This is a genomic window from Actinomadura miaoliensis, assembly GCF_039536785.1.
GTDB classification, from domain to species: Bacteria; Actinomycetota; Actinomycetes; order Streptosporangiales; family Streptosporangiaceae; genus Spirillospora; species Spirillospora miaoliensis.
On sequence record NZ_BAAAZG010000016.1, the window covers coordinates 74642 to 88941 of the forward strand.

At 70.1% G+C, this 14300-nt stretch carries 19 protein-coding genes; 12 read left to right on the forward strand and 7 right to left on the reverse strand.

The window, feature by feature from the left end; translation table 11 throughout:
• Positions 1-114 precede the first annotated feature (114 nt).
• Together ABD811_RS12990 and ABD811_RS12995 are read left to right on the forward strand one after the other, a co-directional pair.
• Positions 115-945 carry a universal stress protein gene (locus tag ABD811_RS12990; protein WP_344945885.1) on the forward strand — a complete coding sequence of 277 codons (831 nt, stop codon included), beginning with the start codon at positions 115-117 and terminating at the stop codon, positions 943-945.
• Between the two features lie 51 nt (positions 946-996).
• Positions 997-1371, forward strand: coding sequence for a CBS domain-containing protein (locus ABD811_RS12995; RefSeq protein WP_344945888.1), 375 nt, complete (start codon positions 997-999; stop codon positions 1369-1371).
• A 105-nt stretch (positions 1372-1476) separates the two neighbouring features.
• Here the strand turns inward: ABD811_RS12995 and ABD811_RS13000 are convergent, their stop codons facing one another.
• Entirely contained in the window at positions 1477-1617 is a 141-nt protein-coding gene (locus tag ABD811_RS13000; RefSeq protein WP_344945891.1) for a hypothetical protein, read from the reverse strand.
• 349 nt (positions 1618-1966) lie between these two features.
• On the opposite strand from ABD811_RS13000, the gene ABD811_RS13005 reads away from it, so the two are divergent.
• On the forward strand, positions 1967-2590 hold the full coding sequence (locus tag ABD811_RS13005; RefSeq protein WP_344945894.1) for a hypothetical protein: 624 nt from the start codon (positions 1967-1969) through the stop codon (positions 2588-2590).
• Between the two features lie 121 nt (positions 2591-2711).
• Positions 2712-3251, forward strand: coding sequence for a putative immunity protein (locus tag ABD811_RS13010; protein ID WP_344945897.1), 540 nt, complete (start codon positions 2712-2714; stop codon positions 3249-3251).
• Between the two features lie 266 nt (positions 3252-3517).
• Here the strand turns inward: ABD811_RS13010 and ABD811_RS13015 are convergent, their stop codons facing one another.
• A complete protein-coding gene (locus tag ABD811_RS13015) occupies positions 3518-4075 on the reverse strand; it encodes a TetR/AcrR family transcriptional regulator (protein WP_344945900.1) in 558 nt (185 codons plus the stop codon).
• A 250-nt stretch (positions 4076-4325) separates the two neighbouring features.
• Here ABD811_RS13015 and abc-f point away from each other — a divergent pair, with 250 nt between their 5' ends.
• Positions 4326-5945 carry a ribosomal protection-like ABC-F family protein gene (gene abc-f / locus ABD811_RS13020; RefSeq protein ID WP_344945903.1) on the forward strand — a complete coding sequence of 540 codons (1620 nt, stop codon included), beginning with the start codon at positions 4326-4328 and terminating at the stop codon, positions 5943-5945.
• Between the two features lie 46 nt (positions 5946-5991).
• The gene (locus ABD811_RS13025) at positions 5992-6645 is read left to right on the forward strand and encodes a CatB-related O-acetyltransferase (protein ID WP_344945906.1); all 654 of its coding nucleotides are present in this window, start codon (positions 5992-5994) and stop codon (positions 6643-6645) included.
• Between the two features lie 18 nt (positions 6646-6663).
• On the opposite strand, the gene ABD811_RS13030 is transcribed toward ABD811_RS13025, so the two are convergent.
• Positions 6664-6837: a hypothetical protein gene (locus ABD811_RS13030; RefSeq protein WP_344945909.1), complete on the reverse strand. Its 174-nt coding sequence runs from the start codon at positions 6835-6837 to the stop codon at positions 6664-6666.
• Between the two features lie 54 nt (positions 6838-6891).
• Between ABD811_RS13030 and ABD811_RS13035 the strand changes: the two genes are divergently transcribed.
• From ABD811_RS13035 to ABD811_RS13050, 4 genes are all read left to right on the forward strand, one after another.
• The gene (locus ABD811_RS13035; RefSeq protein ID WP_344945911.1) at positions 6892-7965 is read left to right on the forward strand and encodes an erythromycin esterase family protein; all 1074 of its coding nucleotides are present in this window, start codon (positions 6892-6894) and stop codon (positions 7963-7965) included.
• 183 nt (positions 7966-8148) lie between these two features.
• The gene (locus ABD811_RS13040) at positions 8149-8538 is read left to right on the forward strand and encodes a PPOX class F420-dependent oxidoreductase (RefSeq protein ID WP_344945914.1); all 390 of its coding nucleotides are present in this window, start codon (positions 8149-8151) and stop codon (positions 8536-8538) included.
• Between the two features lie 267 nt (positions 8539-8805).
• Complete coding sequence (locus ABD811_RS13045; protein WP_344945917.1) at positions 8806-9294, forward strand: DUF4158 domain-containing protein; 489 nt, start codon at positions 8806-8808, stop codon at positions 9292-9294.
• Positions 9291-9491: a hypothetical protein gene (locus ABD811_RS13050; RefSeq protein ID WP_344945920.1), complete on the forward strand. Its 201-nt coding sequence runs from the start codon at positions 9291-9293 to the stop codon at positions 9489-9491. Before ABD811_RS13045 ends, ABD811_RS13050 begins: the two co-directional genes overlap by 4 nt.
• 46 nt (positions 9492-9537) lie before the next feature.
• On the opposite strand, the gene ABD811_RS13055 is transcribed toward ABD811_RS13050, so the two are convergent.
• A complete protein-coding gene (locus ABD811_RS13055; protein ID WP_344945923.1) occupies positions 9538-10992 on the reverse strand; it encodes an alpha/beta hydrolase family protein in 1455 nt (484 codons plus the stop codon).
• A gap of 360 nt (positions 10993-11352) precedes the next feature.
• Here ABD811_RS13055 and ABD811_RS13060 point away from each other — a divergent pair, with 360 nt between their 5' ends.
• Complete coding sequence (locus ABD811_RS13060; RefSeq protein WP_344945926.1) at positions 11353-11691, forward strand: hypothetical protein; 339 nt, start codon at positions 11353-11355, stop codon at positions 11689-11691.
• 253 nt (positions 11692-11944) lie between these two features.
• Here ABD811_RS13060 and ABD811_RS13065 read toward each other — a convergent pair whose 3' ends face one another.
• Together ABD811_RS13065 and ABD811_RS13070 are read right to left on the reverse strand one after the other, a co-directional pair.
• The gene (locus tag ABD811_RS13065; protein WP_344945929.1) at positions 11945-12316 is read right to left on the reverse strand and encodes an OsmC family protein; all 372 of its coding nucleotides are present in this window, start codon (positions 12314-12316) and stop codon (positions 11945-11947) included.
• A gap of 163 nt (positions 12317-12479) precedes the next feature.
• The gene (locus ABD811_RS13070) at positions 12480-13355 is read right to left on the reverse strand and encodes an alpha/beta fold hydrolase (RefSeq protein ID WP_344945932.1); all 876 of its coding nucleotides are present in this window, start codon (positions 13353-13355) and stop codon (positions 12480-12482) included.
• A 51-nt stretch (positions 13356-13406) separates the two neighbouring features.
• On the opposite strand from ABD811_RS13070, the gene ABD811_RS13075 reads away from it, so the two are divergent.
• Positions 13407-14036, forward strand: coding sequence for a TetR/AcrR family transcriptional regulator (locus tag ABD811_RS13075; RefSeq protein ID WP_344945935.1), 630 nt, complete (start codon positions 13407-13409; stop codon positions 14034-14036).
• A gap of 8 nt (positions 14037-14044) precedes the next feature.
• Here ABD811_RS13075 and ABD811_RS13080 read toward each other — a convergent pair whose 3' ends face one another.
• The gene (locus ABD811_RS13080) at positions 14045-14176 is read right to left on the reverse strand and encodes a hypothetical protein (RefSeq protein WP_344945938.1); all 132 of its coding nucleotides are present in this window, start codon (positions 14174-14176) and stop codon (positions 14045-14047) included.
• Positions 14177-14300 lie beyond the last annotated feature (124 nt).

The window sequence follows — 14300 nt, forward strand, 5'->3', positions numbered from 1 at the left end:
CCGTCGGGTTGACGCTGGACGGGACCCTGGCCATGAGGGGCGGTCAATGCACGATCACCGCAGTGCACGCCTCCGGTCAGGGACGGATGCGGCCGACGAGGTGAGGGATGGCGCATGAACACACCCGTTGTCGCAGGGCTGGACGGTTCGGCCGCGTCACCGCGGTGCGTCGCGTGGGCGGTCACTGAGGCGAGCCTTCGGGGCCGTCCGCTGGAGTTGGTGCACGCGTCGATGATGCTGTACCGGGACGGATCATTGAGCGAGGCCGCCTACGAGGGGCTGGAGGAGGAGCGGACTCGCCTGCTCACCGAGGCCAAGGCGTACGCGCTGGGTTTGCAACCGGGGCTGGAGGTCCGCATTCGGCTGCTGGCCCAGGAGCCGGGCAGGGCCCTGGTGTTCGAGAGCGAGCACGCGGAACTGGTCGTCGTCGGTACGAGCGGACTGGAGAACTTCGGCGGTCCCCTGCTCGGGTCGGTGGCCCTGCGCCTCGTGGCGGGCGCCCGCTGCCCCGTGCTGGCGATCACTGACGGTGCTCCCGATGCCGACACGGCGCCCGCCGAGGTCGTCGTGGGTGTCGCCGAACGGGATCGCGAGTCCCGTGCGATCGGCTGGGCCTTCGAGGAGGCTTCCCTGCGGGGGGCGCATCTGAGCGCCATCCACGCGCTCGGCGGCGAGTTCGGCGCGGGCCGGGAGAAGGTGGACGAGGACACGTCGCTGGCCGAGGCGCTGGCGGGCTGGCGGTCGAAGTATCCGGATGTGCGGGTTTCACGAGCCATCGTCGATCAGCACCCGGCGCGGGCGCTGGTGGCCGCGTCCGACCAGGCCGCCCTGGTCGTCGTGGGGGCGACGCACCGCCACGGCGTCACGGAGCTGGCTCTGGGCAGCGTCGGTCACGCGTTGCTCCACCAGGCGCTGTCCGCCGTCGTGATCGTCCCGGAAGCGTGACCGGCAGAGGGCTCGTCCGACGACAAATGATCAGCTCAGCGGGGAGGGATCATGCTGATCAGCAACGTTTACCGGCCGATGATCTTCAACTGCCAGGCGGTGGAGCGACTGGCGGAGGCGGCGCGACGGATGGAGGAGCACAAGGTCGGCGCCCTGGCCGTGCTCGACGGTGAGCGGGTCGCCGGGATCATCACCGAGCGCGACCTGGTGAGGGCTCTGGCCTCGTCGGCCGACCCCGCCTCCGAGAGGGTTGCGGCGTATGCCTCAACGCAGATCAAGACCGCCTCCCTGGGGGAGGACTCGGGTGAGGTCGCACGCCGGATGCTGGAGGCCGGCATCCGGCACCTGCCGGTGGACGATCACGGACGCCTGGTCGGCATGGTGTCGATGCGTGATCTGCTCACCCTGGAAACCTGGGCGGTCTGAAGCCACCCCGGCACCGGTCACGCCTACGCCGTGACTGACCAGTCACCGGCATGCCCACACGAAGCAGGCTCTCTCCTTCCTCGCGCCTTGCCCGCCTTGGCCCGATCATGACGTCTGCTCCAATGTCGGCACGTCGCCTTCGGGCAGCCTCAGCTCCCGCGCCTTCGCCAGCCGGCGCATGACCTTGCCACTGAGGGTGAGAACGGGCTGGCGGTGGACGGCACCGGTGTGTGGGCGCTGACCCATGACCGACTCATCCGCGTCGACACACGGACCGGCCGGAAGACGTCGACGCTGACCATCCACAACGCCTGGCACAACCGCCCGGTCGACCTATGGGTGGCGGACGGCGACCTGTTCCTCTCCGTTGTCGCGGACGGAACAAATGACCAACCACCCGTCCGAGTCCTCGGATGAGCCGGCCGCCCCGGCCCGACCACTGCGGCGACCCTCGCGGCCGCGGTCGACCGCTACCCAGACCAGATCCCGACCGGCACCACCCGCGCCGGCTACGACGACACCCTGGCCGCCTGATCGACGTCGCCGGCGGCGCGTCCCGGTCGCCACGCTGACGCCCGAGGACTTCGCCGCGGTGATGAACCGCTGGAACGGCGCGGCGGCCGCAACCTGGAACCGGCACCTGTCCGCGCTCACCTCCTTCACCACCTGGGCCCAGCGCCACGAGCTCCTGGAAACCAACCCGGCCCGGCGGCTGACCCGCCGCAAGCCCGCCCGCCGCGGCGACCGCTCCATGGCCACCGGCAACGCCCGGCTCCTGCCCCGCCTGCTCAAGGGCCGCACCGCCGGGCCGGTGTTCCTGGCCGACCGCCGCGCCCCCGCCTCCGGCGCCCGTGCCCCCGCGGCGGCCGACATCTGCCCGGCGACCGGCCGCGGCCGGCTGTCGTATCCGCAGGCCGAGTACCTGTTCAAGACCGCCCCAGCCGGCCTGGACCCGCACGGCCGCGGCTGGACGCTGCACCAGCTGCGCCACTCGGCGCTGCAGCACCCGGCCGCCGCCGGCCGCACCGCCGCCGAACTCCAGGCCAACTCCCGCCACGCGCACCTGGCCAGCCTCGCGCCCACATCAGCCTCGGCGAGCACACCTCCTGCGCGACTACCGCCGCGTGGGGGTGCACCGCGCCCTTCGGCCTGCCCGTGGGCTCGTCTCGCGGATCTAGGTCCCCCTCTGGAGCGGCCTCCTGGGCCGGGGGCCAGGTAGCAGCCGACCGCAGGTTTGAAGGTGTTTCCTCTTTACGCACTGAAGTGAGCTCCGAAGTTTACACCGGGAGTTCAACGATACAGTTGAACTCGCTTCGGCCCTATATGCAGAGGGATGACCCATGGCGGATGACTCCACGGCGATCGAACTCAGCAAGTCCGAACTCCGCGAGGTCACCGGCTACGCCGTGGCCTGCGCGCGGCCTGCTTTGGCGATCTTCGAACGTGACCGCCCTGACGATCGGCGCCCACGAGCCGCGATCGACGTCGCGCAGGCGTTCGCGGATGGCGCCGAGCGGACCAAGGCGCTGCGTGACAACGCGTGGGCGGCGCACCGGGCGGCTCAGGAGACCCGCGACGCGGGGCAGGCTGCGGCGAGCGACGCCGCGCGTGCGGCCTTGGCCGCGGCCAGTGCGGCGTTCCTCCACCCCTTGGCGAAAGCCACTCAGGTCAAGCACATCCTCGGTTCGGCCGCTCATGCCGCACGAGCGTTCGAACTCTCCGCCGGAGACGATCGCACCGTCGGAGCCGACCACATCGCGCAGTTGCGAATTCTTGCTGGTCCCGTCGTGGTGGACGTCCTGAGGCGCTACCCGCTCGCCCCGCCCGGCGGTGGGCGGGTCGGAGAACTGATGCGTCAGTTGGACGCGTCGCTCCGGTGATCCCGGACTGAGTGCTGATGGACGAGTCCCGTCGACCATGAGCCGCCCGCTGGCGGGATGTGTTCGCCGTCAACGCGGCCCCCGGGGGTGCCCGTCTGCTGGACTCGGTGCAGCCGCGTGTGCTGGACGGGCTCGGGAGTGACGCCGCGATGCAGTTCGTCGGCGGCAGGTTGCAGGCGGAAAACGTGGGGCCGTGAGCCGAGCCGCCGCTGCGGACCGCGTTCATGTGCGGCTGTTCGGCTCGGCGGTGGGGCGGAGGGGGCCCGTCAGGTGTCGCCGACCGGCGTGGGTTGGGCGAAGGCGCCGGCGGACGCGGCGAGGGCGGCGGTTCTGGCCGCCTGGTCGGGCAGGTCCGGGTCGGGTGGCGTGCGCAGGAGCACCAACTGGTGGTACAGGGGCGCGGTGGCGGCGATGAGCAGTCGCCGGGCGTCGGTGTGCGGCGGGAGTTCGCCGCGCCGCACGGCCCGGCCGACGATGATCTCGCAGCGGGCGTAACGGTCCTCCCAGAGCCGCCGCTGGGCGTGGTCGGCCTTCTCTGAGCGGAACGAGGCGGCGATCAGAGCCGCCACGATCGGCGGCTGCGCGGTCAGCGCGTCCTGGATCTCATGGTTCAGCGCCGCCAGGTCGCCCTGCAGGGAGCCGGTGTCCGGAGGCTGCCAGGCGTCGTCGCCCGCCGCGTCCAGGACGTCGGCGAGCAGGCCGCCGACGTCTCCCCAGCGCCGGTAGACCGTCGCGCGGTGCACGCCGGCGCGGGCGGCGACGGCCTCCATGGTGAGCCCGTCATAACCGCGCTCTCCGAGTTCCGCGAGGACCGCGTCGAGCACCTGCGTACGGATACGGGCGGTACGGCCACCGGGGCGGCGCCGGAGCGGTGCTGGCGGCCGGGTGCCCTCCGGTTCGGGGACTGCGGAAGTCATCGCTGGTGAATCCGTTTGCTCAGTGGGGCGGCGTTATGACAGCATCTTAATGCAGCACTTGTCGCACTAGTGGAGTCATCGATGCTCTTCCGAAGCGTTCACCCGGCCGCGCGGCCCCTGACGGCCGCCCCGTTCTCGAATGCTTTGGAGTGCACGCATGCCCACACAGATCACGGCGCTCGGCGTCAGCAAGTCCTTCAACGGCAGGGTCGTCCTCGACTCGGTGACCTGCTCGATCGCCGCGGGTGAGCGCACCGGGATCGTCGGTGAGAACGGGTCCGGCAAGACCACCTTGCTGCGCCTGCTCGCCGGGCGCGAACGGCCCGACCAGGGCGAGATCGTCGTCCAGGCCGCCGGCGGCGTCGGTTATCTCGCCCAGGACGAGCGGCTGCCGCCGGACGCGACCGTCCAGCACGTCATCGACCGGGCCCTGAGCGACCTGCGCGCCATCGAGGAGCGGATGCGCCGCCTGGAGGCGGCGATGGCCGACGGCGACGAGTCGGGCATGGCCGAGTACGGCGACCTGATGACGGTCTTCGAGCTGCGCGGCGGCTACGACGCCGACGCCCGTGTGGAACGCGCCCTGCACGGACTCGGCCTGGGCCTCGTCGACCGCGACCGCACCGTGGGCGGGCTGTCCGGCGGAGAGCAGGTCAGGTTGCGGCTGGCGGCCGTCCTGGCGGCCGCGCCGGAGGTGCTGCTGCTGGACGAGCCGACCAACCATCTCGACGACAGCGCCCTGAGCTGGCTGGAGGAGCACCTGTGCGCCCGGCGGGGCACCACGGTGGCGGTCTCCCACGACCGGGACTTCCTCGAACGCGTCGCCACCGGCCTGCTGGAGGTGGACGCCGACCGGCGCCGCGTCGTCCGGTACGGCAACGGCTACGCCGGCTACCTCGCCGAGAAGGCGGCTGCCCGGCAGCGCTGGGCCCAGGCGCACGAGCAGTGGCGGGCCGACATCGACCGGCTCCGCGAGGCCGCCGCGACCACCGCCCGGCAGGTGGCGCCCGGCCGGGAGATGAAGGACCGCAACAAGATGGCCTACGACCGGGCGGGCGGCCGGGTGCAGCAATCGCTGGCCAGCCGGGTGCGCAACGCCGAGGAACGGCTACGCCGCCTCCTTGCCGACCCGGTCCCGCCCCCGCCGGAGCCTCTGCGCTTCACCCCCGTCCTGCGGGCCCGCCGCCTGCAGGGCGTGGTGCTCGACGCCGCTGACATCGCCGTCGTCGGCCGGCTCGACCGCACGAGCCTCACCGTGACGGCGGGCGACCGGCTGCTGATCACGGGGCCGAACGGGGCGGGCAAGAGCACCCTGCTGCGCGTCCTGGCCGGAGAACTCACCCCCGACAGCGGGAACATCACCCGCCGTGGCAGGATCGGCTACCTTCCCCAGGAGCCGCAGCCCGGGAACCCGGACGAGACCCTGCTGGCCGCCTTCGCCCGCGGCCGGACCGGTGAGGCCGACGAGCACGCCGAACGGCTGCTGTCCCTCGGCCTGTTCGACCGCGACCGGCTCTCGGTGCCGGTCGGCCGGCTGTCGACCGGGCAGCGGCAACGGCTCGCCCTGGCGCGGATGCTCAGCGAGCCGTCCGAGGTCCTGTTGCTCGACGAACCCACCAACCATCTGTCGCCCGCCCTGGTCGAGGAACTGGAAGCCGCCCTGGCCGGCTACGAGGGCGCCCTCGTCGTCGTCAGCCACGATCGCCGGCTGCGCCGGCGCTGGAAGGGCGCCCACCTGGCCATGCAACCGACATCGGCGTCCGCCGCCAACGCCTGACGCCCCAAGCCCGCCAACACCCCTTGCAGGAAGGAAACGATCGCTGATGCCTGCTGTGCCCGCCGACCCGACCGTGGTGCATCCGATGCCCGAGCAGCCGCGGGTGGTGCTGCTGAAACCGCTGATCACTTCCCCGCTGATCGAGGTCGGAGAGTTCACCTACTACGACGATCCGGACGATCCGACCGCGTTCGAGACCCGCAACGTGCTGTACCACTACGGGCCGGAGAAACTGGTCATCGGGAAGTTCTGCGCGCTGGGCGAGGGCGTGCGGTTCATCATGAACGGCGCCAACCACCGCATGGACGGCCCTTCGACGTTCCCCTTCCCGATCATGGGCGGTTCCTGGGCCGAGCACTTCGACCTGATCAGTGGCCTGCCCGGACGCGGCGACACCGTGGTGGGCCACGACGTCTGGCTCGGCTACCGGTCCATGGTGATGCCCGGCGTCCGCATCGGCCACGGAGCGATCGTCGCCTCCGGTTCCGTCGTCGTCGACGACGTCCCCGACTACGGCATCGTCGGCGGCAACCCCGCCCGGCTCATCCGCCGCCGCTACAGCGACGCGGACGTCGACCGCCTCCTCGCACTGGCCTGGTGGGACTGGCCGCTCCAGCACATCACCGAGCACGTCCGCACGATCATGTCCGGCGGCATCGACGACCTGGAGAACGCGGCGCCCACGCCCCCGGACCAGTGATCCACTCACGTTCCAGCACTACAGAATCGAGCGATCAGCATGCCTGCTTCCTCCCACCACGACCCGTTCGCCGGCTGGCTTCGCGGCCATGCCGTCCCGCTCACCCACCTCGACCCGGCGGCGCCTCTCGATGACCTGGAGCCGCTGCGCGACATCATCGGCACCGCGCGCGTCGTCGCGATCGGCGAGCACTCCCACTTCATCGACGAGTTCTCGCTCCTGCGCCAGCGAGTCCTACGGTTCCTGGTGGAACGCTGCGGTTTCAGCGTCCTGGCCTTCGAATACGGCTTCAGCGAAGGCTTCCCCCTCGATGCCTGGGCCCAAGGGGAAGGCACGGACGACGATCTGTCGGCGCACCTCGCCGCGACGATCCCCGTGGGAGTCGCGGAGCCGCTGCGCTGGATCCGCCGGCACAACCGCACGGCCACGCAACCGGTGCGTTTCGCCGGCATCGACATCCCGGCGGCCGGTGGATCCCTGCTCCCCGCTCTGGCCCCGGTCGCCGACTACCTGCGCCAGATCGATCCCGAAACCCTGCCGGCGGTCCAGGAGGCGATGCGGATCGCCGAATCGTTCGCCGGCGGCTCCGGGGCCGTGGCCGCGCCCGCGTGGGCGCGCCTGGACGCCACCGAACAGGACGCCCTCAGCGCGACCCTGACGCGCCTGCTCATCCGGTTCCGCTCCGTCGAACCGCTGTACGTCTCCCGCGGCGATCAGCACAGCTACGACATCGCCTTGCGGCGTCTTGAAGGCGCCTGCCACGCCGACTACAGCTTCCGCGCCATGGCCGCCCTGTTCGCAGGAAGCGGCTTGACCGCCGACACCTCGGCCCGGGACGTCTACATGGCCGGGTCGGTCCTGTGGCACCTGGAGCGCTTCGAACCCGGCACCCGCATCGTGCTGGCAGCGCACAACGCCCACATCCAGAAATCACCGATCGCCTTCAACGGCCACCTCACAGGGTTCCCGATGGGCCAATACCTCCACAGCGCCCTCGGCGACGAATACTTCGCCCTCGGCCTGACGAGCATCACCGGACACACGGCCGAGATGCGCCGCGACGAGGAAACGCCCTTCGGTTTCACCATCGACGACACCACGCTGGGGCCGCCCGAGCCCGGAAGCGTCGAAGCCGCCTTCGCCGACGCCGACCTCGGGCTCGGCATCGCCGATCTCCGCCGGGCACGCCGCGAGACCCCTGGCGGCGTCGGTCCCGACCGCATCCGGATGCAAAGCACCTATTTGCACACCCCCGTCCTGGACTCGTTCGACGGCATCCTCAACACGCCGCTCTCCACCATCGCCGACATCCAGATCTGAGGCGCCCCGCCTCCGCGCAACCGGCATGGAGCACGGCGGACGCGGCGTCTAGGCCGCGCCATCGAACGGATCCCCGGGCCCAGCCTCCGATCAGCCTTGACCAGCCACCCGAAAACGAGTGATTGAGGCGACGCAGCAAGCTTGTCGCACCAATCACCACACCGAGCCACAAGGACCGCACGTATGACCTTCACCCAAGCCGAACTCGACTACCTGGCCACACAGCACATCGGACGGCTGGCCACCGTCTCACCCGACGGAAAGGTGCAGAACAACCCGACCAACTTCTTCCTCGACGCCGCCGCGGGCACGATCGTCATCGGCGGAGGTGCCCTGGGCAGGTCGAAGAAGTTCCGGAACGTCCAGCAGGGCAGCACGGTCGCGTTCGTCGTGGACGACCTGGCGACGGTCGATCCGTGGGCGCCCCGGGGCATCGAGATCCGGGGCACGGCGGCGGCGCTGACCGACCAGGAGCCGCCCATGCCCGGCTTTTCCCGAGAGATCATCCGGATCACCCCCACCAAAATCGTCTCGTGGGGACTGGGCGGCCCCCGAACGAGCCGCACGGTGTGAAGTACAGCGACAAGGCGGTAACACGTGCGCTGCTGAGCGTCCTGCACCGGCACTCCTCGTACTTGTCCCGTCCGGCCCAGCACGACGAATAGCGATCTCCTGGCCTGGCCGGTGCCCGCGAACGTGGCCACACCGAGCCCGGCCAGGGGTGACGCCGAGGTGAGCCCCGTCAGCAGTTGTTCTTGGGTGCGACTGCCGTAGGCCGTCACCCATTCAGCTCAGTGTCGTCGGTGGTGATGTTGACCATCGTCTGGGCCGGGGTGGGTTGTGACCTCGATCGAACGGACCGCGTATCCGCAGTTCAAGCGGCTGATCATCGCGCATGACCATCTGTTCTTCGCGCCGACCCGGGAGGAGGCGGCGTGGGCGGCTGAGCGGATGGATTCCGGCGGCCACCAACTCCCGCTGCTGCTGGCGTTGAAGTCCTATCAGCGGATGGGCCGGGACGAATACCCGGAGATGGTGGTCGACTTCGTCCGCCGCGCGGTGGAACTGCCGGAAGGGACCATGCCGCTGTGGGCGACGGGCTGGACGATAGAGCGGCAGCGTACGGAGGTGCGCCGCCGGGTGGGGGCGACTTTTGACCAGGCCGAGGCCTGCCGGATCGCGGAGGGATCGATCCGCAAGGAGGCCGCGGCGAAGAACCGTCCGGCTGATCTGATCAACATCGCGTTGGAGAGGGTCGTAGGCGCCGGGCTGGAACTGCCAGCGTTCTCCCCTCTCGACGCGATGGCTCGACGGTCCGTAAGGAGGTGAACACGTCGATCTGCACCGGTATCCACAACCGGGTCGAGCGGGCGGGACTGCTGCGGCTGCTGGAGGAACGCGACTCGGATGGCACCCCGCAGTACAACCGGCTGAAGAAGTCCTCGCAGAGTCCGGCCTGGTCGCACTTCAAGCAGCTGATCACGCATCTGGACTGGGGTGATGGGCTGGGCGACACCAGGGTGTGATGGCCGGTGCCGCCTCGCGGGCCGTCGGCTGCCGCGGCGAAGCCGGTCAGCGGCTGCTGCCCGGTGGATAGACGCTGAGGACGCCGTAAGCCGAGAGAACGTCAGCCAGGTCGCCGGGTTTGTGCCGCAGGGTGACGTCCAGGAAGGCGAGCGTGGTTGCGGCGACGACGTGCGGGCTCTCGGTGCGCCCCAGGGAGCCGACCAGCGAGGGCACAGGCGGCAGGTACAGGGGGCCGTCCATGAAGGTGAGGTGTGCGGCGCCGGGGATGGTGAGCCGGTAGCTCGTCGTGGTGTTGAGCTTGAGGGCCTTGGTGAGGCGGGGTATGTAGCGTGGGTCGGTTTCGGGGGTGATGGCCTGGGTGAGCGCGAGCGTCGGCTGGTGGAGGGAGGGTGAGGTGGGGCCGTGCGGGTAGCCGTCGAGATCGATGACGGCGTCGAACCTGGGGTCCTGCCGGGCTGCCTGCAGGGCGGCAGCACCACCCATGGAGTGGCCGGTGACCGCTACTCGCCTGGTGTCCAGGCGTCCGGTCAGCGGGCCGGCGATCTCACCTCGGCCTAGACGGTCCAGCTGGGTGAGGACGAAGCTGAGGTCGGCGGCCCGAACAGCCGTCCAGCCAACCGCCAGCTCGTCATCCTTGTCCCGGTCACCGGTGGAGGCGATTTTGGCGTGAATCGTTCGGCCGTCGGCGAGGACGACGGCGGCGGAGTCGTACGGGTGGTCGAGGGCGGCAACCACATAGCCGTGGCTGGCCAGTTCCTCCGCCCAGGCGGTGTTCTGGGTGCGCACTCCGCTCGATCCGGGAGAGAACAGCACGACCGGGAACCGTCCGCCTCTGTCGGCCACCGGGGCGTTGACGACCGAATGAGTGTGGGCATGTGGGACGCCGTCGACCAGGAAGCCGGGCAGGCCGACCGCGCGGGCGAGGGCGTCGGAAACGGTGCGCGCCTCGTCCTCCGTGCGTCCGAGGTACTGGGCGCGCTGCGTGCCGGCGGGGCTCTTCTGCGCGGGGTACCAGAGCTGGACCACGACCGTGCGCCGGTCGTGCGGATCGGCGGTGAAGGTCTCGGGGCGGAGTGGGTCGGTCCACTGCACCACTCGAGTGCCGACCGCGAAACCTCCCGACGGCTCGGGGAACACGGGTACAGGAAACGCCCAGGCGGCCACCGGGCCCGTGGCAATCAGGCCGACGCAGGCCGCCGACCCAGGCAACGCCAGCCACCATCGGGCCCGCCACACTGGCCGGCCGGTACGCCGTCGCAACAGGGGAGAAAGAGCGAACGGCAACGCGACGGCAGAGCCTGCCAATACCGGCAGCATCTGCCAGCGGATCCCCACCACACTCAGCACGATCACAGACAGCACAAGAACCACCCCCGCCGCGATCGTGACGCGTGGGCGGGCCGAGGCGGGAAGCCAGCGCGCCACCACCAGCGCGACGGCACCTACCAAGGCAAGGAATTCCAGGGGGGACATGTACAGCCCCGTAATGATCTCGGTCACCCGGCCATCGTCAGGGCGGGGCACGCGATGCCACATCGATCCCGGGTCGCCGTCGCATGCAACCGGAGTCGCAATCCGAGGCATGTCCCGTGTGCGACCGAAGTCGCAGCGCCCTCAGACGGTGGACTCATGCGCCTCTAGGCACCCGGGGGCCCTGCCCCTTCCAGAAGCTGTGTCCCTACGCGGGCGGTCAGCGAAGAAAGCGCAGCTTACCCATATCCGGGTCATGCGGGGCGTGCTGCGCGATCACGCTGCGGCCGAGCCCGCACCCGCGTCGGCGGTCGTGCCGACGGGCTGCCCGGTGTCACCGCTGGCCTTGCCACCCGTCTCGTTGTCGGTCTCGTTGTCGAGGACCAAGTGGTGCAGGCACTGTTCGCCGCCTACCGCCTGGGCAACGGCAAGCTGTATGGCCACATCAACCCGACAAAAACCGCAACGAGATTCCTGGAGTTCTGCCGCTACATGCGCAGCCTCTACCCGCCGAAGATCCGCATCGCGATCGTGCGCGGCAACTTCTCACCGCGCCTGACCACGAACAAGGACACCTGGGTCGCGACTGGGCCGCGGCCAACAACGTCGAACTGGCCTGCACGCCATCCAACAGCTCGTGGCCGGGTCACATCGAGGCCCAATTCACCGCCCTCAGCTACTTCGCTGGACGGCGCCGGCCACGCCAGTCGCAAAAGCAGGCTGGCGTGATCCGCCGCTAAATCTGGCGGAAGAAGCACGCCGCCGACGATCGAGGGCCTGGCAGCGGGCGGGCCGCTGGTCGGGCAGGTGACCCGGCTGCTGGCCGACCGTGTGGAGTTCGTCGCCCACGCCTGGTCCCAGTGCAGCACCGCCACGAACCGCGTGGCAGGGTGGTGCGGCAGGCGTGGTCCAGGTGCTGCAGGCCCGACGCGAACGCCTCCGTGAGCTCATCAGCAAGGCCCACGTTGCCTGTACCTCTCCGTCAGGCCGGTTCGAACACAAGCTGCTTGCTCAGCGTGGAGCGGACCGGCGAGCATGCGATGCGCTTCATGACCGCGGGCCGGTGAGCCTCAAGCGCCGGGTCGAGGACGAGCTCGTACCGGAACCGCGTTGCCGAGTCCTCGCGCTCCAAGTGCACCTGCACGCTCACCTCGGCATTGGTGAACCCCAGGTCGGCCAGCGCCATCCGCGCAGAGATGGTCATGCACGTGGCCAACGCCGCCTCCAGTAGTTCATGCGGCCGCATCCCCACCGAGCCACCCATGCCCTCTTTGAGCGTGTCGGCCAGGCCCTCGTTGTCGCCGGCCCGGAACCTGACCTGCCAGGGCGTCGAAAGCGCCACAGCCTCGACCATCGCCTTTGCCCCTCCTGCCACAACCCGACCCGCCGGGATCGTAACGGTCAGACCATATAATGAGAAGATCCGTCCAGAGTATGGGACGCGTGGTCGGGTGGGCGGGACGAACGTTGCCTGCTACGGCACCGGGACCTGGTCATGACGGTGTCTGTCTGGTCCGTCAGGGGGTTTTCTGCTGCCCGGCCATCTTCAGGATGCGGTCGGTGACCAGCTCTGGCCGGTCCGTCGGCAGCGCGTGACCCGCGCCGGGCACGATCTCCACCCGGGCGGCGGGTATGAGCTGGGCGAGGCGGTCGGCGACCCGGCGGGAGTCGTGCAGGGCGCTGCGTGCACCGAGGAGGAACAGCGAGGGCGCGTGCACGCGCCGGAGTTCTTCGTCGGTGAAGACCTGGGCCGGCGGGAGCCCACGGCGGAAGCTCATCGTCGACCGCATCATGCGCATCAGCTCGGTCTCGAGGATCGTGCTGTTGGCGACCAGCCGTGCCAGGAAGGGGCGCAGCGGACGTGGCGCGGTCCCGGCGAGTCCACCGCCGATCGCCCAGGTGAAGAACCGCCATCCGGGGTCGGCGAAACCGGCGGGGTCCACCAGGGTCAGGGACGCGGTTCGACCGGGGTGGTGGATCTGGTGCTGGAGGGCCAGCCAGCCGCCGTAGGAGCAGCCGACCAGATGGGCCTCCGCCACCTCCAGCGCGCTCAGGAGTTCCTCCAGCCAGGCCGCGCCGTCTCGGCCGTCGCCGATTGGAGCGGTCTGCACGCTGGCGCCGGGCTCGCCGACGGTGTCCACGGCGATGACCTGGTGCCGTCGGCTCAGCGCGTCGATGTATCGGTGCCACATCAGGGCGTTCCCGCCGGCTCCCGACAGCAGCACGATCGGCCGGTCGCCGGGCGGTCCGGCGCGGTAGGCGCGGGTAGTCCCGAAGGCGGTGGGGACATCGAGCGTCTCCCGGGCTCCCGGCCACAACTCCGCCAGCGTCTGTTCATAGGCGGTGTGGAAACGGTCCCTGCTTCTGGCGTCCTTGAATGCACCGAGTTTCATGATACGTCTGTATCACGGTACACCTGTATCACGAAAGGGAGGTGATGCGCCGTGCCCGCACGGGTGGATCACGAGGAGCGCAGGAAGCAGATCGCCGAGGCGTTGTTGCGGATCGCCGACACCCGGGGCCTGCAGTCGGCCAGCATGCGGGCGGTCGCCGCCGAGGCAGGCGTCTCCCTGCGGCTGGTGCAGTACTACTTCACCACCAAGGAGGCACTTCTCCTGGACGCGCTGGACCGGCTCGGCGCCCAACTCCAGGCCCGGATGCTGGAGTGGATCGGCGCGGCGGGTCCCTCGCCCACACCGCGTGACATCGTGACGGCGATCCTGTCGTGCGTCCTGCCGACCGATCCGGAAAGCCGCCGGATCACCAGGACCTACGCCGCGTACTACACGCTGGTCCTCAACGACCCTGCCCTGCTGGCCAGGCATGCCACCGCCCAGCCCGACGGCCTGGAGTCCTTCCTCGGCAAGCAGATCCGCGCCGCCCAACAGGCGGGCCAGATCGACCCTGCCAAGAACCCCGAGATGACGGCGGCCGGACTGCTGGCGCTGGTGAACGGACTCGGGCAGAGCGTTCTGGGCGGCCAGCGCGACGGCGAGGCGGCCCTGGCCGTGCTCACCCATCACCTGGACGAGCTGTTCCGCTCCCCTGCACGAGATGATCAACCCACTGGCTGACCTGCTGCTCAAGGCAGGGTTTCAATCCGGGACAGGCTCACCAGGGTGAGCCCGCGCACATGAACCAGCGCCGCCCGGCACGGGTCCAGGGCGGCGAACTCGGTCACGTACCGGTCGGCGAGCTGCTCCAGTGCGGTCACCCGCCACCGGCTACGACGGCGCCCCACCGCACCACGACACACAGGGCCGGACCCCGGCCAGCAAAGCCGCAGCTCCTGACGGCACGACTTCCCAGGTCGGCGCGATGGGAATTTCGGTGAGGTA